At 62.8% G+C, this 23533-nt stretch carries 17 protein-coding genes and 1 pseudogene; 11 read left to right on the forward strand and 7 right to left on the reverse strand.

All coding sequences use genetic code 11. From position 1 onward, the window contains the following. Positions 1–140: 140 nt before the first annotated feature. Together msrP and msrQ are read left to right on the forward strand one after the other, a co-directional pair. A complete protein-coding gene (gene msrP / locus KWO_RS13570; protein ID WP_010365191.1) occupies positions 141–1109 on the forward strand; it encodes a protein-methionine-sulfoxide reductase catalytic subunit MsrP in 969 nt (322 codons plus the stop codon). A gap of 297 nt (positions 1110–1406) precedes the next feature. Further along, positions 1407–2063, forward strand: coding sequence for a protein-methionine-sulfoxide reductase heme-binding subunit MsrQ (gene msrQ / locus KWO_RS13575; RefSeq protein WP_017115278.1), 657 nt, complete (start codon positions 1407–1409; stop codon positions 2061–2063). Here msrQ and KWO_RS13580 read toward each other — a convergent pair. Further along, complete coding sequence (locus KWO_RS13580) at positions 2005–2814, reverse strand: FHA domain-containing protein (RefSeq protein ID WP_010365187.1); 810 nt, start codon at positions 2812–2814, stop codon at positions 2005–2007. The genes msrQ and KWO_RS13580 overlap by 59 nt on opposite strands. Positions 2815–3060: 246 nt before the next feature. On the opposite strand from KWO_RS13580, the gene KWO_RS13585 reads away from it, so the two are divergent. The 3 genes from KWO_RS13585 to KWO_RS13595 all read left to right on the forward strand — a co-directional run bounded on the left by KWO_RS13585 (position 3061) and on the right by KWO_RS13595 (position 5635). After that, on the forward strand, positions 3061–3336 hold the full coding sequence (locus KWO_RS13585; protein WP_010365185.1) for a polyhydroxyalkanoic acid system family protein: 276 nt from the start codon (positions 3061–3063) through the stop codon (positions 3334–3336). Positions 3337–3498: 162 nt separating this feature from the next. After that, positions 3499–4062 (forward strand): phasin family protein, encoded by a 564-nt coding sequence (locus KWO_RS13590; RefSeq protein ID WP_010365182.1) that lies wholly within the window; start codon positions 3499–3501, stop codon positions 4060–4062. Between the two features lie 565 nt (positions 4063–4627). Continuing rightward, the gene (locus KWO_RS13595) at positions 4628–5635 is read left to right on the forward strand and encodes a restriction endonuclease (RefSeq protein WP_010365180.1); all 1008 of its coding nucleotides are present in this window, start codon (positions 4628–4630) and stop codon (positions 5633–5635) included. 310 nt (positions 5636–5945) lie between these two features. Here KWO_RS13595 and hutC read toward each other — a convergent pair whose 3' ends face one another. Together hutC and KWO_RS13605 are read right to left on the reverse strand one after the other, a co-directional pair. After that, complete coding sequence (hutC, locus tag KWO_RS13600) at positions 5946–6644, reverse strand: histidine utilization transcriptional repressor HutC (RefSeq protein ID WP_010365178.1); 699 nt, start codon at positions 6642–6644, stop codon at positions 5946–5948. Between the two features lie 357 nt (positions 6645–7001). Then, the gene (locus KWO_RS13605) at positions 7002–8372 is read right to left on the reverse strand and encodes a formimidoylglutamate deiminase (RefSeq protein ID WP_010376538.1); all 1371 of its coding nucleotides are present in this window, start codon (positions 8370–8372) and stop codon (positions 7002–7004) included. 60 nt (positions 8373–8432) lie between these two features. On the opposite strand from KWO_RS13605, the gene hutI reads away from it, so the two are divergent. From hutI to KWO_RS13630, 5 genes and pseudogenes are all read left to right on the forward strand, one after another. Beyond that, positions 8433–9638 (forward strand): imidazolonepropionase, encoded by a 1206-nt coding sequence (gene hutI / locus KWO_RS13610; RefSeq protein WP_010376539.1) that lies wholly within the window; start codon positions 8433–8435, stop codon positions 9636–9638. A 13-nt stretch (positions 9639–9651) separates the two neighbouring features. Beyond that, positions 9652–11193, forward strand: a complete 1542-nt coding sequence (gene hutH, locus KWO_RS13615; RefSeq protein ID WP_017112178.1) for a histidine ammonia-lyase — start codon at positions 9652–9654, stop codon at positions 11191–11193. A 181-nt stretch (positions 11194–11374) separates the two neighbouring features. Continuing rightward, entirely contained in the window at positions 11375–12232 is an 858-nt protein-coding gene (gene hutG / locus KWO_RS13620; protein ID WP_010376540.1) for an N-formylglutamate deformylase, read from the forward strand. A 15-nt stretch (positions 12233–12247) separates the two neighbouring features. Beyond that, positions 12248–13924: a urocanate hydratase gene (gene hutU / locus KWO_RS13625; protein ID WP_017112180.1), complete on the forward strand. Its 1677-nt coding sequence runs from the start codon at positions 12248–12250 to the stop codon at positions 13922–13924. 133 nt (positions 13925–14057) lie between these two features. Beyond that, a pseudogene (locus tag KWO_RS13630) lies at positions 14058–15165 on the forward strand (IS3 family transposase). Between the two features lie 43 nt (positions 15166–15208). On the opposite strand, the gene KWO_RS13635 reads toward KWO_RS13630, so the two are convergent. Next, positions 15209–16090: a hypothetical protein gene (locus tag KWO_RS13635; protein WP_010379601.1), complete on the reverse strand. Its 882-nt coding sequence runs from the start codon at positions 16088–16090 to the stop codon at positions 15209–15211. A gap of 53 nt (positions 16091–16143) precedes the next feature. Next, on the reverse strand, positions 16144–16659 hold the full coding sequence (locus KWO_RS13640; protein WP_010379598.1) for a hypothetical protein: 516 nt from the start codon (positions 16657–16659) through the stop codon (positions 16144–16146). A 367-nt stretch (positions 16660–17026) separates the two neighbouring features. Here KWO_RS13640 and KWO_RS13645 point away from each other — a divergent pair, with 367 nt between their 5' ends. Continuing rightward, complete coding sequence (locus KWO_RS13645) at positions 17027–17752, forward strand: hypothetical protein (RefSeq protein ID WP_010379597.1); 726 nt, start codon at positions 17027–17029, stop codon at positions 17750–17752. A 344-nt stretch (positions 17753–18096) separates the two neighbouring features. On the opposite strand, the gene KWO_RS13650 is transcribed toward KWO_RS13645, so the two are convergent. Continuing rightward, a complete protein-coding gene (locus tag KWO_RS13650; RefSeq protein ID WP_017113395.1) occupies positions 18097–20571 on the reverse strand; it encodes a membrane-bound PQQ-dependent dehydrogenase, glucose/quinate/shikimate family in 2475 nt (824 codons plus the stop codon). A 224-nt stretch (positions 20572–20795) separates the two neighbouring features. After that, positions 20796–23495, reverse strand: coding sequence for a DNA gyrase subunit A (gyrA, locus tag KWO_RS13655; protein WP_010366603.1), 2700 nt, complete (start codon positions 23493–23495; stop codon positions 20796–20798). Between the last annotated feature and the right edge of the window lie 38 nt (positions 23496–23533).

A 23533-nucleotide genomic window follows, 5' to 3' on the forward strand; every position in this document is an offset into this window, starting at 1 on the left:
GCAGCGCATCGGGCTTGGCAGCGGGCAAAAAAGTTGCAGCTGCATCCTTTTGGCTGAGCCTGACGTAACGTAGGCGTGCATCAAGCGAACTTTTGTCCTGATTCGTTACTCTCACGCTGCAGCCACTGCCGGAGCCTGCCATGCCGTTTCGCGATGCTTTCAAATTGCCGTCCAGCGAGATCACCGATGAGGCCGTTTATCGCGACCGTCGCCGGCTGCTGCAGTTATTGGCGTTGACCCCGGCGCTGGGTGTGGCCGGGTGTGCCGAGGCTGATCCGCCGCCGCCGCCCAAGACCGTAGTGACACCGGCGCAGGCGCGCAGCGGGTTCCGCACGGCCGAGGAACTGACCCGGCTGGAAGACGTCACCAATTACAACAATTTCTACGAGTTCGGCACCGACAAGACCGATCCGTCCAAGGCTGCGAAGACCTTGAAGCTGTCGCCGTGGACGGTGAAGGTGAGCGGCGAGTGCGAGAAGCCCGGCAGCCTGTCGCTGGACGAACTGCTCAAGGGCATCACGCCGGAGGAGCGCATTTACCGGCTGCGCTGCGTGGAAGGCTGGTCGATGGTGATCCCGTGGACGGGTGTGCCATTGGCCGAGGTGCTCAAGCGCTTCGCACCGACCTCCAAGGCCAAGTATGTGGCGTTCACCACGCTGGCCGACCCACAACAGATGCCGGGCGTGCGCTACCGCTCGATCAACTGGCCGTATCGCGAAGGCCTGCGTATCGACGAGGCGATGCACCCGCTGACCTTGCTGGCCACCGGCCTGTACGGTAAGCCGCTGCCGCAGCAGAACGGCGCGCCACTGCGGCTGGTGGTGCCGTGGAAATATGGCTTCAAGAGCATCAAGTCGATTGTGGAAATCCGCTTCGTCGAAAAAATGCCCGAGACCGCTTGGCACGATCTGCAACCTTCCGAATACGGCTTCTTTTCCAACGTCAATCCAGCGGTGGACCATCCGCGCTGGAGCCAAAAGACCGAGCGTCGCATCGCAGGTACCGCCAGCAAACTGTTCGCTGAGCGCATCGCGACAAAGCCATTCAACGGTTACGCGGATCAGGTCGCTTCGCTGTATGCGGGCATGGATCTGAAGAAGTGGTTCTAGGGTGATTGCTCGATCAATGTGAGCTTGAATCACTGTAGAAACGCGCTGGCGCGCGACCAGGCGTTCTCGGTAGCGTTTCATCGCGCGCCAGCGCGCTCCTACGACGCATGACACGTGACGGCATCACCCGCATCCTGAGGTAGGAGTTGCAGAGCGTGATCGAGCAGGACCTGCCTCTGTTCGCAATGCATCGCCGCGCATCACCGGGCTGCGCACGCATCCGCTCTCCAAGGCTGCCGTGCATGACGCGCAGCCACGCAACCTTCCTTCGCAAACCGCTTTCATCGACGAGATCGCATGGCCAAGACCTCCACTTCCGTGATCGCTGCCAAGACGCTGGTACATGTCGCCGCGCTGACGCCGATCGCCCTGCTCGGCTGGCAGTTGTGGCAGGTGTGGCAGAGCGGTAGCGATGCGCTGGGCGCCGACCCAGTGGCCGAGATCGAGCATCGCACTGGTCTATGGGCGTTGCGTTTCCTGCTGATCACGTTGGCAATCACGCCGTTGCGCCAACTTACCGGGCAGTCAGTGTTGATCCGCTTCCGCCGCATGCTGGGCCTGTATGCGTTCTTCTACGCCACCGTGCACCTGGCGGCGTATCTCACATTGGATCTGCGTGGGTTCTGGACGCAGATTTTTGAAGAGATCCTCAAGCGCCCCTACATCACGATGGGATTTGCAGCGTGGCTGCTGTTGATGCCACTGGCAATCACCTCCACCCAGGGCTGGATGCGTCGGCTCAAGCGCAACTGGGGCCGCCTGCACATGCTGATTTACCCGATCGGGCTGCTGGCGGTGCTGCATTTCTGGTGGCTGGTGAAATCCGATATCCGCGAGCCGGCGCTGTATGCCGGCATTCTTGCGGTGTTGCTGGGCTGGCGCGTCTGGAAAAAACTCAGCGCGCGCCGAACCACAGCAAGGCGCTCAGCGCCGCCGCCAGCAACACCGCGCTAAGCAGCAACCAGGGCCAACGGGCCACCTTCATCGGTGCGCGCGTCGGCTCTGCAACGGCACGCGGCGGCGGCAGTGGTTCGGTGTCGGGCAGGTCCCAGGTGGTGCTGTGGTGGGTACGCGGTACTTCCACCACAAATCGGTGGCGCGCATCGAACACCACCTGATCGCCGGCCTGCAGCCAGCCGTCGCGCACCTGCACGCCATTGATCCAGCTGCCTTCTTCCGAGCCCAGATCGCGGATCAGCACACGGTCGCCATGACGCTCTAAGCGCGCATGCTGCGCAGCGAACGCAGGGTCGTCGATAACGATATCGGCGGCGGCATCGCTGCCGACCAGACGCGAGCGATCCAGGGTGAAACTCCGCCCGTGATGACGACCGCCCACCCCACGCAGCAACAGGCAGACCTCGCTCAAGCCGGCCGTGTCTTCCTGGATATCGTTGGACGGCGCAGTGGAGGGCGCACTGCGCAGCAGCATCTCCATGCCATCGGCATAGATCGCATCGCCTGGACGTAGCAACGCCATGCGGCGCACCGGGCGCCCATTGACGTGGATGCCGCGGATGCCGTTGGCCACTTGCAGCCACAGGCCGCGTTGGTCAAGGCAGAACTGCGCCAATAGCAACGCCCCCTGTGCATCGCTGACCACCCGCACGCTGCCGGAGGCATGACGCACGATCCGGTGGACGCCGGGCTTGAGGGGATGATCCGGCTGCTGCCGGTGGGTGAAATGAACTTGCAGGTCGCGCACCGGCCGCAGCCTAGCAGGTTTGCTCCCGCGCGCGGCCATCTTGCGTGATCGGGGCGTGCCGGGGTGCAGCCACGCGCGCTTCCGGAACGCGATGCAGGCTAGGCGAGTGTGTGCAGTGGCAGCGCGCGGGGCGCGGCGCAGACCCGCATTCCTGACATTGTCAGCGCCGTGGTCCACGGCCGCACTTGGAGCTAGGCCCGCGCATGCGCACAATGCGCCTCACTTTTCGCATGACCCATCGCCCCCATGTCCAGCATCGATATCCGCCACGACCATTCCTTGACGCCGACCCAGGCCCGCGCGGCTATCGACGAGGCAGCGCGCAAGCTCACCGATCGCTACGGCATCGCCTCGCATTGGGAAGGCGACACCTTGCGCATCGCACGTGCCGGCGTGGACGGGGCGATTGCGCTGCTACCGCAGCAAGTGCGCGTCACCGCCGAGCTCGGCTTTTTGTTGTCGGCGATGCAGCCGATGGTGGAATCGGAAATCCGCCGCTTGCTGGCCGAAAAACTGGCCTGACCGCACCTGTGGCGCAGCGCTGCTTCAGCGCCAAGTCACCTGCCCTGGCGCTTACCGGTAGATGCTGACCACACCCCTGATCGGGCAACGCTTCACCTGCCCGATGCAGGGTCGGCACTAGGGTGAAGGCAACGTCACTTTGGCAACGTATAGGAGCATCGCATGACGACCGGATACGATCGGAACGGTAACCGCGACAACGCGGCCCACGGCTTCCAGGCGCAGGCGGAACAGATCTCGCGCCGGCTCGGCGAATCGGCGCAGACCGTGTGGCTGGCAGGTTTGGGCGCACTTGGCCGCGTGCAGAGCGAAGGCGGCAAGCTGTTCGACTCGCTGGTGCGCGAAGGCGCTGCCTACGAACGCACCGGCCAGCGCAAGGCGGCCGAGAGCGTTGACGAATTGCGCGACGAGGTGGAAACCCAGTTCGAACAGGCGCGCGACACCGCGGTGCGCGGCTGGGACAAGCTGGGCAAGGCCTTCGACGAGCGCGTGAAAGGCGTGCTGCGCACACTCAACATCCCCGAGCAGGAAGAGCTGGAAAACCTGCGTCGCGAGGTCGAATCGCTCAAGGCCCAGGTCCGTGCCAACACCGCAGCCACCAAGCGTGCCAACCGCACTGCCAACCAAGCGGCACAGGCCGCTAGCGGCGAGACGACTGCTGCCGGCGGCCCAGTTGCCGGAGCGACTTCCGCGTCGGGCAACCCGGGTGCGTTCGACCCGGAATAAGCAACGGTAAGAGCAACCGCGCCACCGTGCGGTGGGCGGTTGCTTTCCCTGCGGCAAGGCAGGACAGCTGAGGCACGAGAGATGTTTCGGCGCCGCTCACGGGCGCTGAGCGCGGGCTCGGCTGAAGAACCACCCGACCCGCCCACGATGCCTCAGCGTCGACTGGCGGCATTGACCCCTTGCAGGCACTCCGGCCTTACCCGAGTTCTTAAGCCGCGCCAGCTTTGAGGCAGCAGTTGGCACAGTGGCGTTGGATTGGTGTAGGCGCGTGGCACTGTCCGTGTGCGAGTGACATCTAAAGATGGGCTTTGGAATCAGTTCGTTAGCTCTCCAACACTACTCCGACGCCCAATGTTGCAAAGCAACATGTTTTTTTGGACAATCAGGAACGACCCGCCAGTCCGGCGTTACGAAGTCCGTTTGCTCCCCTCCCCTCACGGCTTCTGACTGGCGGGTCTTTCGCTATCTGGATCACGGCTCGCGATATCGCTCATAGCGATCCATTGACGAATCTTTCGCGAAGGATTCTTCTAGACGCACGATTCGTTATACGCGCCATAGCTTGATGCTCACGCCTCCCTGGATTTTGGCGCCATTGGCTGCACTGCTGCTCTGGCTGGCGGTGTGTGTTTATCTCTGGCTGGTGCGGCGACGCGCCAGTGAAGTGCACGAAGGCGTCCGTGCGTTGTCCTCCATGCACTGGCGCGATTTTTCCGCCGTGGTGCTGCGCGTTCTGCAGGATCAACGCGGATGGCAGCCGGTCCAGTTGCCGCAGGACGGCCTGCCCAGCGCCGATTTCATGATGCAAACCGAGCATGGCACCCGCCTGGTGGCCTGCAAGCACGGGCGCGGTTATCGCATCGGCGTGGCAGCAGTGAACGAACTGGGCGCGATGGCGCGCCTGGCCGGCGCCAACGGCGGCGTGATGGTCACCGAAGGCCGCATGGAGCGCGAAGGTATTGCCGCCGCAGAAAAACAATCGGTCGAAGTGCTGGACGGGACGCGCCTGTGGCCGCTGCTTAAACCGTATCTGCCTGGCGATGTGGAAGCCGGCGTGGTCGGTACGGCGCGCCGCCGCGCGATCCAACACAGCATCATCGCCGGTGCCGCGCTGGCAACGCTGGCGGTCATGGCAGTGCTGGCGCTGCGCCCGCCAGCTGCGGCGCCGGCCGCATCGCGCACTGCGGTGTCCTCGCCGGTTCCTGCACCAGCACGCGTGGTGGCTTCCAGTACGCCCGCAGCGCCGACAGCGCAGCCGACGCTGCCTGCTGCGGCATCGACACCAACCGCGCCGGCAACGCCGGCAGCCGGCGCAGAACCGGATGCCGCCACCATGCAGGGCTATCAGCGTGAGGTGTCCAAGGCATTGGCGCATACGCCGGGCCTGGTACGCGGCATCTGGCTGACTCAGGCAACGCTGGTGGTGGATCGCACGGTGGAAGACAGCGCGGCATGGCCACTGATCTGCCGCGAGCTGGAACGCTACCCGTACCTGCGCACGGTGCGCGTGCAGCTCAACCCACGTCCGGGAGTCGCGGAGCCGGTGCGCTGGCGTCAGTGCACTACGGTTTGATCGTAACGCGTTGGCTGCCGCGTTTGCGCTGTATCGCGCGGACGGGCCAAAGCTGCGAATAAACGACTGCACAGCCGCCAATCCGGCGCGACCAATCTCGGAATCGGCATTACCGCGTGAATCTCCCGGTGCGTGCGCGCAACCCGCGCCCACCTGATGCTGTTTGCCACGTTTTGGTAGCCGTTCTTAGTCAAGCCGGATTCGTCGTGGGCTAGCGGCAGCCGCACAAGCGTGCGCCCACGCAACACAACACTGAGCATGGATGGCGACGCAAACTGCGTTGCCGCACTTCCAGCCTGCCGACATAACTTCAGCGCATTCCCGGCGCAAACCGCGCCACCAGATCGTACGAGCCGCCTAGAAATATCTGGCGCACGTAGGTGACCGGCTGGTCGCCGCGCCAGGTGTGACGGTCGATCACCAGACAGGCCGCGCCAGCGTCCGCCTGCAGCCGTTTGGCCTGCGTCGCGTCGGCGCCGATTGCGCTGATGCGGTGCTCGGCGCGCGTCCATGGCACGTTGCGCAGTAACCAGCTGCCCGGCGCCACCTCAGTGAATGGCTGGTCCAATGCCTCGGGCACGGTAGTGATATCGATCACGCGCTGCTCCAGCGCAAACGGGCGTCCGTCGGCCAGGTGCACGCTCTGCAACGCCAGCACTTTGCCGATGCTGCCCAACGCACATTCCTGTGGCACGCGCTGCCGCACGTTGCGCAGCTGCCGCGACAACAACGCGAAGCGATAGACGTGGCCGCGTGTGGTCATTTCCACTTCGATGTCCGGGATCGAGAGCGCTACTTGTTCCAGATGCGGCCGCGCCACGAACGAGCCGGTGCGGCGGCGGCGTTCGATCATGCCGGCATCGGCCAGCAAGCCGAGCACTTTGTTCACGGTCATGCGCGAGCAGCCGTATTGCGCCATCAACTCGTGCTCGGGCGGCACGCGGTGCCCGGGCGGCCAGTCGCCGCTATGGATGCGTTGTTCCAGATCCTGACGAATGCGCTGATGCAAGGTGCCGGGCGCGATGGGGGGGGGGGCGATCAAGCTCAGGTCTCCGAGAACAGCGGCTATCCAATCGGCAGGCCACACCGTGGGGCGGGTGCGCGATGTGCACGTTGCGCCATACACCGTGCACACGCTGCAATGAAGTAAGAGCACTGCGTGCATCTGCCCGGCCGGCTGCAATGTTTCAGTGGCTCCAGAGGCGGCATTGTGCGCGCATCCGCTCATCGCAGCGAAGAACACTAACGCGCAGGTCTGACCGGTGCAGCGGCTGCTCGGAATCGGCAGGTACACCGCGTACACCCCGATTGCTGCGCGCTATTGGCATCAGCCTGACAACTGCTCGCCAAGTTTTGCTAGCCGATGTCATTTGCCCAGCAGGCTGCGCAACACCACAGCAAACCGTGTGGCAACACGCGCGCGGTCGACATGCTGCCCGTCGTGCACCACCCAGCGCCCGCCGCGCCAGACATTGCGCACCGCGGTACCGCGCGCGGCGAACAGCCAACTGTCCAGCAAGGCGTCGTCGCTGCGCGCCAGCAGGGCCGGATGTGCCGTGTCCAACTCGATCAGATCGGCCGCTGCGCCCCCACGGATGCCGGTTTGCGCGACACCCAGCGCCTGCGCGGCACCAATGCCGGCCTGATCGTAGAGCCAGCGCCCGCTGGAGACTGCCCCCCGCGCTAACACATTGCGCGCTTGCAGCGTCAGGCGCTGGCCGTATTCGAGCAGGCGCAGTTCTTCGGCCGCATCGATCAGCACATTCGAATCCGAGCCCACGCCGAAGCGTCCGCCCGCAGCGGCAAATGCCTGCATAGGGAAGAGGCCGTCGCCCAGATTCGCCTCGGTGATCGGGCACAGACCGACCACCGCGCCGCTATCCACAATCGCCTGCATTTCGCGTGCATCCACATGCGTGGCATGCACCAGGCACCAACGCGCATCCACCGGCGCGTTGGCCAGCAGCCACTGCGCCGGGCGCTGATTGGACCAGGCAAGGCAGGCGTCCACTTCGCGCTGTTGTTCGGCGATATGGATGTGGATAGGTCCGTCGGTGAGCGGCACCAGCGCCGCCAGTTGCTGCGGGGTGACCGCGCGCAGGCTGTGTGGCGCCAGCCCAAGCACCGCGTCTGGCAGCGCTTTCAGGCTGTGCCTGCAGTCGTCCAGCAGGCGCGCGAAGCCGTCGATATCGTGGATCAGACGACGCTGCGCAGGGTTAGGGGCGGCACCACCGAAATCCGAATGCGCATAGAACACCGGCAACAAGCTGAGCCCGATGCCGGTATTGGCGGCCGCGGCGGCAATGCGCTCGGACATTTCGCCGGCATGCGCGTACGGCGCGCCGCTGACGGTGTGGTGCAGGTAATGGAATTCACCGACGCGCGTGAAGCCGCTTTCGAGCATTTCCACATAGGCCTGTTCGGCAATCACCTGCAGGCTGTCCGGGTCCAGCTGGTCAACGAAGCGGTACATCAGCTCGCGCCAGCTCCAGAAGCTGTCGCCGCTGCGCCCGCCAACCTCGGTCAGCCCCGCCATGCCGCGCTGGAAGGCGTGGCTATGCACGTTGCCCAGGCCAGGCAGCAACACCTCGCAGCGCGTGTCGGTCACGGCAGCAGGCGCATCGGCCTGCACCGAGGCAATGCGGCCCTGCGCTACTGAGATCCGCACCCCGCTGGCCCATCCGTCGGGCAACAAGGCCCGGGTGGCCCAGAACACCTGCATCTGTTGATCTGCCACTGGACACCCTCGATTGCCGAATCTATTGTATATACATATCAGACACCCCGAGCCTGCGCCATGCATTGCGACGTTCTCTGGCACAACGCGCAACTGATGACCCTGGATGCCGCCGATGGCGTCCTGGGCATCGTGGACGACGGCCTCGTCGCCTGCCAGCAAGGCCGCATCGTTTACGCCGGCCCGGCCGCACAGGCACCAGCGCTGCAACCCGACAGCACCCACGACTGCCAGCGCCGCTGGATCAGCCCGGGTTTGATCGATTGCCACACGCACCTGGTGTATGCCGGCAACCGCGCCAACGAATTCGAGCAGCGCCTGCGCGGTGCCAGCTACGCCGAGATCGCCGCGGCCGGCGGCGGCATCGTGGCGACCGTGCGCGCGACTCGCGCCGCCGACGATGCGGCACTGCTGGCTGCCAGCCTGCCGCGCCTGGACGCGATGCTGGCCGAAGGCGTGACTACGCTGGAAATCAAATCCGGCTACGGGCTCACGCTGGACGATGAAATCAAGCAGTTGCGCGTGGCGCGCCAACTCGCCGCGCTGCGCAAGGTGGAAGTGGTGCCGACCTTCCTGGGCGCGCATGCAGTGCCGCCTGGCGGCGATGCGCAGCACTACATCGACGAAGTCTGCACGCAGATGATTCCGGCGATCGCCGCGCAAGGGCTTGCCGAGGCCGTGGATGTGTTCTGCGAGCATCTGGCGTTCTCGCACGCGCAGGCCGAACAGGTGTTCATCGCGGCACAAGCGCATGGCTTGCACATCAAGATCCACGCCGAACAGCTGAGCAATCAGCACGGCGCGGAACTGGCTGCACGCTACGGCGCGTTATCGGCCGATCACATCGAATACCTGGACCAGGCCGGCATCGCGGCGATGGCCGGCGCCGGCACGGTGGCAGTGCTGTTGCCGGGCGCGTTTTATTTCACACGCGACACCCAGGTGCCGCCGATTGCTGCGTTGCGCGCGGCTGGCGTGCCGCTGGCCTTGGCCACCGACTGCAACCCAGGCACCTCGCCGCTAACCAGCCCGTTGCTGGCCATGAACATGGCAGCGACGTTGTTTCGCATGACCGTAGACGAATGCATCGCCGGGTTCACCCGCGAGGCCGCGCGCACGCTTGGGCGTAGCGCACGCCTGGGCCAGCTGCGCGCCGGCATGGACTGCGATCTGGCGATCTGGGACATCGATGCGCCGGCCGATCTGGTCTACCGCATGGGCTTCAATCCTCTTCATGCACGCGTCTGGCGCGGGCATCCCTGCTGAATCCGGAGTCGTCATGTCTGTTTCTGTTGTCTTGCAACCAGGCCAGGTCATGCTGGCGCAATGGCGTGCGCTGTATCGCGGTGCCGAGGTGGCATTGGACGATGCATGCGCTGCTGCGGTGCTGCGCAGCGCGCAAACGGTGGAGGCCATCGTTGCGCGTGGCGAGCCGGTGTATGGCGTCAACACCGGCTTCGGCAAGCTGGCCAGCGTGCGCATCGAGCGCGAGGATCTGCAGACCTTGCAGCGCAATATCGTGCTCTCGCACGCAGCCGGTGTGGGCGAGCCCACGCCGGTGCCGGTGGTGCGGCTGATGATGGCGCTCAAGCTCACCAGCCTGGCCCAGGGCGCTTCCGGCGTGCAGCCGGACACGCTGACATTGCTGGAAGCGATGCTGCGCGCTGGCATCACCCCGGTGGTGCCGTGCCAGGGCTCGGTGGGTGCCTCCGGCGATCTGGCGCCGCTGTCGCATTTGGCCGCAGTGATGATCGGCGTTGGCGAAGCCTTTGTCGGCGCGCAGCGTTTATCTGCTGCCGACGCGCTGGCACAGGCGCAGCTGCAGCCGCGCGTGCTGGGCGCGAAAGAAGGCTTGGCGTTGCTCAACGGCACCCAATTTTCCACCGCCTGCGCCTTGGCCGGTCTGTTTGAGATCGAAACCGTGTTGCAGGCCGCGCTGGTCACCGGTGCGTTGTCGGTGGAAGCGGCCAAGGGCTCTGATACGCCGTTCGATGCGCGCATCCACGCACTGCGCGGGCAGCCTGGGCAGATCGCCACTGCGGCGGCGTTACGTGCCTTGATGGCGGATTCGGCCATTCGCGAATCGCATCGGCTTGGCGATGTACGCGTGCAGGATCCGTACTGTCTGCGCTGCCAGCCGCAGGTGATGGGCGCGGCGTTGGACATCATGCGTCAGGCCGCGCGCACGCTGGAGATCGAAGCCAATGGTGTCTCCGACAACCCACTGGTTTTCAGCGATACCGGCGAAGCCTTGTCTGGCGGCAACTTTCACGCCGAACCGGTGGCCTTCGCCGCCGACATGCTGGCCATGGCGGCGTGCGAAATCGGCTCGATCAGCGAACGCCGCACTGCGATGCTGGTCGACCCCGCCTTGTCTGGCCTGCCCGCCTTTCTGACCCCGCGCCCGGGCTTGAACTCCGGCTTCATGATTCCGCAGGTGACCGCTGCGGCGCTGGTGTCGGAAAACAAACAGCGCGCGTATCCGGCCAGCGTCGATTCGATTCCAACCTCGGCCAATCAGGAAGATCACGTCTCGATGGCCGCGCACGGTGCGCGCCGTCTACTGGCGATGGCAGAGAACGCCGCGCACGTCATCGGCATTGAGCTGCTGGCCGCGGTGCAAGGCTGCGATTTCCATGCGCCGCTGCGATCCAGCACCGCGCTGGAAGCCGCACGTGCCCTGCTGCGCGCGCAGGTACCGACGCTGCAGGACGACCGCTATTTCCATCCCGACATGCTGGCCGCCAGCGCCTTGGTGCGCTCGGGTGCGCTGGCGCAGGCAGTGGCGATCACGTTGCCGGGTGTGGAGCAGGACGCATGAGTTGGCAACTCTTATGCAGCGCGTCGATACCTGCATCGGCGCAGTCGCACTTGCAGTCTTTTGCGACCTCTGCATGCACGCGCGCAGAAGATGACGCGGCGCCATGCACGCGACGCATCCGCAACGCCCAGCTGCGCACCGCATGCCGCACGCTCGCAGCACTTACGCATGGAGCGCAGCGATGAACGCCCTGCCCGACTGGTTGGAACTCCACCGCGGCGATGCGCCGCTGATCATCAGTTTTCCGCACACTGGCACCGAGTTGCCGGAGGAAGTGGCCGACCAGTTCGTCTCGCCATGGCTGGCCCGCCGCGATACCGATTGGTGGGTGCATCAACTCTACGATTTCGCACAGTCGCTGGGCGCCACCACGCTGCGTACCGCGATCTCGCGCTCGGTCATCGACGTCAATCGCGACCCCAGTGGGGCATCGCTGTATCCGGGCCAGAACACCACCGGTCTGTGCCCGCTCACCACCTTCGACAATCAGCCGCTGTATGCCGATGGCGCAGCGCCGGATCAGGCGCAGATCGCGGTGCGTCGCACGCGCTGGTTCGACCCGTACCACGCGGCGCTTGCCGACGAGATTGCACGCCTGCGCGCACAGCACGCGAAGGTCGTGGTCTACGACGCACACTCGATCCGCTCGTTCATCCCGCACCTGTTCGATGGCGAATTGCCGCAATTCAATATCGGCAGCAACGACGACCGCAGCTGCGACCCACGCCTGGTCGATGCGGTGGAGAGCCTGTGCCGCAGCAGCGGCTCCAGCACGGTACGCAACGGGCGCTTCAAGGGCGGCTGGATCACCCGCCACTACGCGCAACCCGAGCACGGCGTGCACACATTACAAATGGAACTGGCCTGCCGCGGCTACATGCGCGAACCGGACATCCTCGCTCCCGAGAACTGGCCCATGCCGTGGCAGCCGGTGCACGCCGTCGTATTGCGCGCGGTATTGCGCCACGTGCTGCTGGCCTGCCTTCAGTTCGCCAACACCCCCTCTTCCGACGCCGCGCCGCCTGCGGCCAACCGCTGATTGAAAGGAACCGGCATGACCCGTCACGATGCAACCCGCGTCATCCGCGCCGCCACCGGCACCACGCTCAACGCCAGGAGTTGGCTCACCGAAGCGCCGCTGCGCATGTTGATGAACAACCTCGACCCGGACGTGGCAGAGCGCCCGCAGGAACTGGTGGTGTACGGCGGCATTGGCCGCGCTGCGCGCGATTGGGAATCCTTCGACGCGATCGTCGCTGCGCTCACGCGTCTGGACGACGACCAGACCCTGCTGGTGCAATCTGGCAAACCGGTGGGCGTGTTCCGCACCCACGCCGATGCCCCGCGCGTGCTGATCGCCAATTCCAATCTGGTGCCGCGCTGGGCCAGCTGGGACCACTTCAACGAGCTCGATCAAAGAGGCTTGGCCATGTACGGCCAGATGACCGCCGGCAGCTGGATCTACATCGGCGCGCAAGGCATCGTGCAGGGCACGTACGAAACCTTCGTCGAGATGGGCCGCCAGCACTACGCCGGCAATCTGGCCGGCAAGTGGTTGTTCACCGGCGGGCTTGGCGGCATGGGCGGCGCGCAGCCGCTAGCTGCGGTGATGGCTGGTGCCTCGTGCCTGGCGGTGGAGTGCCGCAAGAGCAGCATCGACATGCGGCTGCGCACCGGCTATCTCGATACCTGGACCGATTCGCTGGATGAAGCACTGCGCTTGATCGAGGAGTCATGCACAGCCAAGAAACCGCTCTCGGTCGGCCTACTCGGCAATGTCGCCGACGTGCTGGACGAACTGCTGCTGCGTGGGATCAAGCCAGACCTGTTGACCGACCAGACCTCTGCACACGACCCGGTCAACGGTTACCTGCCGCAGGGCTGGAGCGTCGAAGAATGGGATGCAAAGCGGGTGAGCGCGCCGAAGGAAGTGGAAGCCGCTGCGCGCGATTCGATGGCCAACCACATCCGCGCCATGCTCACTTTCCACGCACTGGGCGTGCCCACCGTGGACTACGGCAACAATCTGCGTCAGATGGCGCTGGAAGCCGGCATCGAGAACGCATTCGATTTCCCCGGCTTCGTGCCTGCCTATATCCGCCCGCTGTTTTGTCGCGGTATCGGCCCGTTCCGCTGGGTTGCGCTCAGCGGCGACCCGGACGACATCGCCAAGACCGACGCCAAGGTCAAGGAGCTCATGCCCGACGATGCGCATCTGCATCGCTGGCTCGACATGGCGGCCGAAAAGATCGCCTTCCAGGGCCTGCCCGCGCGCATCTGCTGGGTGGGCCTGGGCGACCGCCACCGCCTGGGTCTGGCCTTCAATGCAATGGTGCGCAGCGGCGAGCTGAAGGCGCCGGTGGTGATCGGCCGCGACCATCTAGATTCCGGCAGCGTGGCCTCGCCCAATCGCGAAACCGAAGCGATGGCCGACGGCTCGGACGCAGTCTCCGACTGGCCGCTGCTCAACGCCCTGCTCAACACCGCCAGCGGCGCCACCTGGGTCTCGCTGCACCACGGCGGCGGCGTCGGCATGGGCTTCTCGCAACACGCCGGCATGGTCATCGTCTGCGACGGCAGCGAAGCCGCCGACAAGCGCTTGGAACGTGTGCTCTGGAACGACCCAGCCACCGGCGTGATGCGCCACGCCGATGCCGGTTACGCCATCGCCACCGAGTGCGCGAAGGAAAAAGGGCTGGATTTGCCGGGAATCTTACTTACCAAAGGTTAATCCCTATGCAAAAACCCTCAGGTGGCAACAGCATCACCCCGGGCTGGCGAAGATCCTGCTGTCGACTCCCCGTAAAATTGATCCATCCATAGTTAGAGGTCTCCGGGCACACTAGCCACCAAGGAGACCAACGATGCGCAAGAGCAAGTTCACCGAGAGCCAGATTGTCGCCACGCTGAAGCAGGTCGAGGGCGGCCGCCATGTCAAGGATGTGTGCCGTGAGCTGGGTATTTCCGACGCCACGTACTACGTCTGGAAGTCCAAGTACGGTGGCATGGAGGCCGCTGATGTCCAGCGCCTTCGCGACCTGGAGACCGAGCACAGCAAGCTCAAACGCATGTACGCCGAGCTCGCGATGGAAAACCATGCATTGAAGGATGTCATCGCAAAAAAACTGTAGACCCGGCGCATAAACGCCCGCTTCTTGCCTGGCTCGTCGAGCAGCATGGCTGGAGCGAGCGCCGGGCCTGTGCAGTCGTTGGCGTGGCTCGCTCGACAGCGCGCTATCGGCGCCGTCCTGATCGCAACGAGAAGGTCATTGCGCTGCTGTCCGAATTGGCCGAGCGCTTTCCCGAGCGTGGGTTTGGAAAGCTCTTTCAGATCATCCGCCGTCGCGGACACGTGTGGAATCACAAAAGGGTCTGGCGTGTGTATTGCCTGATGAAACTCAATCAACGGCGTCGCAGCAGGCGCCGGGTCCCGACCCGTCATCCACAACCGTTGGCATGCGGAGCACACCCCAATGCCGGATGGTCGATCGACTTCATGTCCGATGCGCTGTGGGATGGTCGACGCTTCCGTACGTTCAATGTCATCGACGACTTCAGCCGGGAAGCCTTGGCGATCGAAGTGGACTTGAATCTTCCGGCCGCCCGCGTCATCCGCACTTTGGAACGCATCGCGGCCTGGCGCGGCTACCCCGGCAAACTCGTTTGGACAATGGCCCGGAGTTTGTCGCATTGGCCTTGGCCGAGTGGGCCGAGCGCAAGGGCATCGCCTTGGACTTCATCGAGCCGGGGCGTCCAATGCAAAACGGTTTTATCGAACGCTTCAACGGCAGTTACCGGCGTGGCGTGCTGGACATGCATCTGTTCCGCACGCTCAGCGAGGTCCGCCAACAGACCGAACACTGGCTGACCGACTATAACCAGCAGATCCCGCACGACAGCCTGGGCGGGCTAACGCCCGCCGAGTTCCGTGATCAACATCAACCGCAGACCTCTAATTTTGGCTGGCACTGAATTGCGGGGAGTCGACACTGCGACTGCTGGCTGGGGGTCGAGGCTAATTAGGTCCGCTTTTCCACTTTTTCACTGCGGCGATCAACTCTTCTTTTTTACTTCCATCGATCGGCCACCCATGAATTTCAGCCACTATTTTCTTGTCACGAAAGAAGTAAAAGCCCGGGGTCGACCAATCCGTTATCCGGCTCCAATCAAGCCAGTCATACACCATCGCCATTTTTTGCTTCGCATGAGTCGAATTCCACTCATCAATTTCTTCGAGATGAAGACCAGACTCAGGGGGGACAAGCCAAAGCCCGTCCTTCAAATCGCCACTCAAACCGGTATCACGGACAATAGCGTCGCTGGCAGTGCGCGTAAAATGGCATAAAGGACTAGCGACAATGACGATCCCAGAATCGAGCATTCCTTGATCAACAGACTCAATGATAAGCGAATTGCCGACATGCCTGATTATCGCCGGCGCACTCGTTGCAGCGCCTCGCCCATCCAGAACCGGTGGAATCGCGGGCTCAATACCGTGCAACTTCGAAAAGTCCTTGGCGATCTTGAACTGCCGGGATTTAACCAATACTCCGACGATATCGTGCAGGTCACGCTCAGTGGCCACATGCCGCTCATCAAGAAAATCGTAAAGACTGGCGGCCTCTAGCGAAATAGCCGGATCCTTCGAATAGAAAGCGGTCGTTACCGCAGCATCGAAGCGCGCCCTCGTCTCCGGCAGATCATGCGAACCTAACTTTTCAGGATAAAAATTCCTGTACGAATCGACAAGCATCTGACGCTGAATATTTGGGGGCAGTGTTCGCACAATGCCTGCCAACTGCTCGATTTTTACCGATGGACCTATGACAGGTGCCGACTGAACCTCAGGGATGATCAATAAAGTTACGAGCCTGATTATGATGAGGAAATATTTCATTTTGACCGGATTGGAAGCGAGCGGCAAATGCTGCCGCTCTTAGTTCGTAAAGACTAGCAGTTTGAAGTACATGCCGACCTCTGGCTTTCTCCACAGGTTGCTCGCTCCTCACAACGATATCCTTCCAAAAAATCCCCGTTTTGCATAAGAGGCTCCGCATTCACATCCTTGTCTAAACGCGTACGAGGTGCCGCGTTGATCTTATAAGCCCCCTCTTCCAATCCAAATAGAGCGAGAACGCTATACACCTGTGTTGGCGAGAGCTTCTTAAAAGACGATGTATCAAATTCCGTTAAACCCTTCTCATTGAATTTCAGGCTATTAATAAACTCATCTCTTAGCATTGGCGAGATATCTTTGAACGCCGATATCTCCTGAGGCACTGATTCAATGTATAAATCCAAGGCGTGCCTTGTCTTTATGGGAGCCATTTGCAGAGAAATACGTTCAGCATCAACGATTTGCTTCGCGGCAGCACTCACAGCCGAGTCCTCCACATCTGCAGCTTGCAACTGAGTTGCACCAGGAGACGCCAACACCAGGAAAAAAACAAGCAAGAATGATTTCATTTGATCCTCCAGCACGGTTTAATTTCTGAACATGACTGCAACTTCCTCTATTAACATTTTTTTGACACATCACAAAATCAGTAAAAATTTTTACAAAATATTGATACCTATGGTTCAAAAAGCGTGAACCCAGCGCACCGTCAATAAATAATCTATTGTTATATTAATTTTCGATTGAACCTATCTTTTTTTATAACAAATTAATAAAATAAGTGAAGAGCGACGCCTTGCAGTTCAGGCCATCATGCTTGCTGTACGGGCCTCGACTTCAAGCTGAAGGGCGGCACTTGGTCACATCTGAAAAGACACGTCATCAAGAATGTAACCCTCGGGCCGACAAGGTATGCAACGTTTCGAGGAATCTCCCATGGGCATCCTGATCTACCTGGTGCCTGCATTCGCACTCTGGGCGCTGATCGCCACCGGACTGGCATTCATGCGCGGTCGCCAGTTGCGTGCCGAATCCGGCGAGCTTGCCAGCACGCAGGACAGCCTCGGCCACTATCAGGCGGCGCTGTCGCAACTGAAGGCGCGTGCGGCGGCCACCACGCTGGAACTGGAATCGTTGCAGCGCAGCTATGCCGTGCTCAAGCAATCGCTGGAGCAGCAGGAGCAGAACGCCTCGGAGCAGGCGGCCACTGCCGGCCAGGTGATTCCGATGGTGCTGGTGCAGCGACTGGATATCGCCAACGAGATCGGCACGCTGTTCGAGCATGTGGCGCGCGTGGCCCGCAGCCTGCGTCGCTACAGCGCCTACAGCCGCGGCCACAATGCACCCGAGCCGGCTACAGCGCGCTACGACCTGCACTGGCTTGCCGATTGCCTGCACAGCTTCGATCAGCTGGGTCACGCACTGGTGCGCGGCAATGTCGCTGCACTGATCACGGCGTGCCAGGATCTGCTGTCGATGTACGAGCATTACTTGAAGGATGGCTCCGGCTACAACAGCCGCGATACCTTCCAGCGATTGAGCAACGATGTGCCGCTCTCCGAAGCCACCGACGCGATCCGCTCGATCATCGCCAAGGCGACGCTGGCGCAGGATGTGCAAGATGCGGTGCAGGAGGATGAGGTGGCGGCGAACGTTGGGTGAATCGGGAATCGGGAATCGGGAATCGGGAATCGGGAATCGCAAGAGCGTGCGGCCTGACGCGTTGCGTTAGGCCTACAACATCGTACAAAGATAGCTAAGCCCCTTGCCTTCCGATTTGCTGCAAAGAAAAAAGCGCACCTTGCGGTGCGCTTTTTCTATTTCATGCTTCGACATTCTTGGGTAGCTGACGATGATGCTAGCGGCAGCCAACATAAGCGGGCGGCGCGGCAGACATCGGAACGCACGCATTTTTGCGTTCCGATTCGAACACGGCCGCGCAGTTCGGCACACTGCACGGCCGTATCGCTAACTGACTAGCCGCCGATCTTCATCCACTCCCAAAATCACGGCGCCTTCTGCGGTAACGCATAAGCGATCAACGCATCGCCCGCCGGGGTTTCCATGAAGTGATGCCCGCCGGCCATGATGACCAGATATTCGCGGCCACCATACTCGTACACCATCGGGTTGGCTTGGCCGCCGGCCGGCAACTTGGCGTGCCACAGCTCCTTGCCGGTAGCCAGATCGATGGCGCGGATCAGGTCGTCAGTGGCTGCTGCGATAAAGATCAAGCCGCCTGCCGTCACCACCGCGCCGCCATTGTTCGGCGTGCCGATCTCGATCGGCAGACCGGAGCGAATGCCGAAAGGGCCATTGCCGCGCGCACTTCCGAACGGGCGGTCCCACAGCGTCTTGCCACTGGCCAGGTCGATGGCGCGGATGCCGCCATACGGCGGTTCCTTGCATAGCAACTTAGTAAACGGCAGTCGCCAGCCGGCGTTGACGTTGATCGCATACGGCGTGCCGGCCTGCGGGTCGCCCGCGCCCTCCGCACCGCCAGCATCGCCACGCACTTCATCGCGTGGTGCCCAGCCCAGCTTGTTGGCCTTGGCGCGCGGTACCAGCAGGTTGTAGTTGGGCATGTCGTTGTAGTTGGCCACGATCACGCCGCGCTGCGGATCCACCGCCACGCTGCCCCAATCCGAACCGCCGTTGTAACCGGGGTATTCGATCGAATGGCGGTCGGCTTCCGGCGGCGTGTAAATGCCCTTGTAGCTGGCCTTGCGGAACTGGATACGGCAGACCAGTTGGTCGATCGGCGTCATGCCCCACATGTCGCGCTCGGTCAGATCCGGCTTGCGCAGCGTGTGATACAGCGAGAACGGCTGTGTCTTGGCTCGCATCTGCGGCTCCACACCGCCGCCCGGCACGGCACGCTCTTCCACACCCACCAGTGACTTACCGGTGCGCCGATCCAGCACGTATAGCTCGCCCTGCTTGCTCGGCAACAGTACCGCCGGCACGTTGACGCCGTCCTTGGGGAAATCGATCAGGCTCGGCTGCGAGCCCAGGTCGTAATCCCAGGCATCGATGTGGGTGGTTTGGAAATTCCACACCGGCTTGCCGGTGATCACATCCAGCGCCACAAGCGAGGTCGCATAGCGATTCTCCTGCGGCGTGCGCGAGCTGCTCCAGTAATCGGCGGTGGAATTGCCCATCGGCAAATACACATAGCCCAGTTGCTCATCGGCTGCGGCGGTGGTCCACATATTGGGCGTGCCGCGCGTCCAGCTCTGGGCCGGCGGCGGTGCGCCGTTCCATTCCGGATGGGTCATGTCCCAGGCCCAGCGCAACTTGCCGGTCACCGCGTCGAAGCCTTCGATCACACCGGAGGGCTCGTAACGCTTCTGCCCATCAAGCACTTGATGACCGGTCACCACCACGCCGCGCACGATGGCCGGCGGCGAATTAATCGACACATAGCCCGGCGGCGTCTCGCCCATGCCGACAGTGATATCGACTTGGCCGTTGTTGCCGAAATCCGGGCACGGCGTGCCGCTGCGTGCGTCCAGCGCAATCAAGCGCCCGTCCAGCGTGCCTTCGATCACGCGCGTGCGGCACAGCGCTGCCGACGGCGTTGCAGTTGCAGCAGCAGTGTCGGTGGCCGCCGGCAGCTCGTAGTACGACACGCCGCGGCATGCCGCCGTATACGGAATCGCCTCGTCCTTGACCTTGGGATCGTAGCGCCAGCGCTGCTTGCCGCTGGCAGCATCCAGCGCAATCACCTGGTTGCGCGCAGTGCACAGATACAGGCTGTCGCCCACCTTCAACGGCGTGGTTTCTGCACCCCAGCGCTTGCTCGGCAGATCGCCGGTGTGGAAGAGCCAGGCCTGCTGCAACTGCGCGACGTTGTCGCGATTGATCTGCTGCAGCGGCGAGTAGCGCTGACCGGCCTGGCTACGTCCATACGCGGCCCAGTCGCCATCGGCAGGCGCGTTCGCCGGCTGTACACCAGACGCTGCAACCGAGGCGGACGCGCTGCGATTGACCATGCCACCGACCACACCGGCCGCGTGCGCCAGCGCGCTATCAGCTTCGGTGACGCCGTGCGGCATGAAGGCCAATACGAACGCCACCACAAACACCACCGCCAGCGCACCGGCCAGGCTGCGCGATACCGTGCGCGACACCGGGCGATGCAGTTTCGGCAGCAACAGCGAGAGCACCAATGCCAGGCCGACAATCAGGCCCAGCCGCGGCACCCAGCGCCAGTAATCGCTGCCTGACTCCCACCATGTCCACAGCAGCGAGACCACCCCAACGCCGGCAAACCACCAGGCACCGGCATTGCGGCCGCGAAACAGCAGCACACCGGAGATCAGCATCGCGGCACCGGCTGGTGCGTAGTACCAGGAGCCGCCCAACGCAGCCAGCCACACGCCGCCGGCAAGTAACACTGCGCCCAGTAATGCAATCACGCCTCCCAAGGTCGCCAGCGCCCAATGGCCGCGACCGGAAGGACGATCCAGAATCGTCATCAGTTGTCCCTCTTCGACTTCAGCGGCGACGCAATGCCGCTGCACCGCCAACAACCTTCGACCCGCCGCGGTGAAAGAGCCGCGATCTTTGCTTTGAACACGTGAAGACATTGCGTTGCAGATGTCAGCGCCCGCCATAAAACATCACGCTAAAAACGACGCAATAAAAAAACGCCGGCTTTCGCCGGCGTTTTTCGTCTGCTGCATTCGCTGACGTGCTGTGCTTACGCGTCCGTCGGTGGTGCGTCGCTCACGCTTGCGCTTGCTTCGTCCACCACATCTTCCACTTCGTCCAGCGATGCATCCAGGCGTTCGACTGCCTGCAACTTCTCGCCCTTGGACAAGCGGATCAGCGTGACGCCCTGCGTGTTACGACCCACACGCGAGATCTCCGAAGCACGTGTACGCACCAGCGTGCCGCCGTCGGAAATCAGCAACACTTCGTCGGTGGCGCCCAGGAGCACCGCACGCACCAGCTTGCCGTTGCGCTCGGTGGTCTGGATGCCGATCACGCCCTGCGTGCCACGCCCCTTGCGCGGATACTCGGTCAGCGGAGTGCGCTTGCCGAAGCCGTTCTCGGTGGCGGTCAGGATGTAGGCAACGTTGCCGTCATCAGCGACCTCAATCACCGCTGCTTCAGCGCCATCTGTGGTTTCGACCACATCATCGACATCGTCGGCTTCGATTTCTTCTTCGACACCGCCGGCACGCTCAGCCACGATCAGGCTGACCACCTCTTCACCCTTGGTCAGACGGATACCGCGCACGCCGGTGGCAGTGCGACCCATCGAACGCACGGTGGATTCACCGAAGCGCACGGTCTTGCCGTTGGAAGCGAACAGCAACACATCGCGGTCGCCATCAGTCAAGGCCACACCGACCAGCGCATCGCCTTCGTCCAGGTTGATCGCGATCTTGCCGCGTGCCAGACGGAAAGCGAATTCGCTCAACGGCGTCTTCTTGACCGTGCCGTTGCGCGTGGCGAAGAACACGTAACGGTTGTCGGCGTATTCGCGCACCGGCAGCACCGCCTGCACGCGCTCGCCGGGTTCCAGCGGAATCCAGTTGATGATCGGGCGGCCACGCGCATTGGAGCCGGCTTCCGGCAACTGATGCACCGGCAGCCAGAACACCTTGCCGCTGCTTGTAAAGGTCAGCAGCGTGTCATGCGTGTTGACCAGCCACAACTGGTCGATGAAATCTTCTTCCTTGGTCGCTGCGGCAGAACGGCCGCGGCCACCACGGCGCTGCGCGCGATACGCACTCACCGGCTGGCGCTTGGCATAGCCGGCGTGCGACAGCGTCACTACCACGTCTTCCGGCGCGATCAGATCCAGGATATCCAGATCTTCTTCGCTGTGACGAATTTCGGTGCGGCGTTCGTCGCCGTATTCTTCGCGGATATTGATCAGCTCGTCGCGGATCACCTGCAACAGCACATCCGGGTTTTCCAGGATGCGGATCAGGCCTTCGATGACGCCGAGCAACTGCTTGTACTCGTCGGTCAGCTTTTCCTGTTCCAAGCCGGTCAGGCGATGCAGACGCATTTCCAGAATCTGCGAGGCCTGCACTTCGCTGAGCTGGTAAAAACCCTTGATCAGGCCCACACCCGGCGGCAGATCTTCCGGCTTGGAGGCTTCCGCACCGGCCGCGCCCAACAGAGCGCCGACCAGACCCGGTTGCCAGGTCTTGGCAAGCATGCGCTCGCGCGCTTCCTGCGGGTTGGCCGAGGTCTTGATCAACTCGATCATTTCATCAATGTTGGCCAACGCGACGGTCAGGCCTTCCAACACGTGCGCACGCGCACGCGCCTTGCGCAGTTCGAAAATGGTGCGGCGGGTGACCACCTCGCGGCGGTGGCGAATGAACGCCTCCAGCATCTGCTTGAGGTTCATCAACTGCGGGCGGCCATCGATCAGCGCCACCATGTTGATGCCGAACACCGCCTCCATCTGGGTCTGCTGATACAGGTTGTTGAGCACAACCTCAGCCGATTCGCCGCGCTTGACTTCGATGTAGATGCGCATGCCGTCCTTGTCGGACTCATCGCGCAGCTCGCTGATGCCTTCGAGCTTCTTTTCCTTGACCAGCTCGGCGATTTTTTCGATCAGCCGCGCCTTGTTGACCTGGTACGGGATCTCGGTGACGACGACCGCCTCGCGGCCGTTGTCGGCAACTTCCACCTCGGCCTTGGCACGGATGCGCACGCGGCCACGGCCGGTGCGATAGCCGGCGGCAATGCCGGCGGTACCGTTGATGATGCCGGCGGTGGGGAAATCCGGGCCCGGGATGTATTCCATCAGGCCTTCAACATCCAGTTCCGGCGTGTCGATCAGCGCGATACAGGCGTTGATCGCCTCGGTCAGGTTATGCGGCGGGATATTGGTGGCCATACCCACCGCAATACCGGCCGACCCGTTGACCAACAGGTTCGGGAACCGGGTCGGCATGACCGTCGGTTCCTGTTCCTTTTCGTCGTAATTGGGCTGGAAATCGACGGTTTCCTTTTCGATATCCGCCATCAGCTCATGCGCCAGCCGCGACATGCGCGACTCGGTGTAACGCATCGCCGCAGCGGAGTCGCCGTCGACCGAACCGAAGTTACCCTGGCCGTCCACCATCATGTAACGCAACGAGAACGGCTGCGCCATGCGCACCAGAGTGTCGTACACCGACTGGTCGCCGTGCGGATGGTATTTACCGATGACGTCGCCGACGATACGCGCCGACTTGAAGTAGGCCTTGTTGCTATGTGCGCCCAACTCATGCATCGCGAACAACACGCGTCGGTGCACGGGTTTGAGGCCATCACGTGCATCGGGGAGTGCGCGCCCCACGATCACGCTCATCGCGTAATCGAGATAGCTCTTGCGCATCTCGTCTTCCAGGTTGACCTGGATGATTTCCTTGGCGGTTTCTGCCATTCGGGTTCCGTAAGTGAGGTGGCGGGTGAGCCGGAAAG

Source organism: Xanthomonas vasicola pv. musacearum NCPPB 4379, assembly GCF_000277895.2.
Classification (GTDB): domain Bacteria; phylum Pseudomonadota; class Gammaproteobacteria; order Xanthomonadales; family Xanthomonadaceae; genus Xanthomonas; species Xanthomonas vasicola.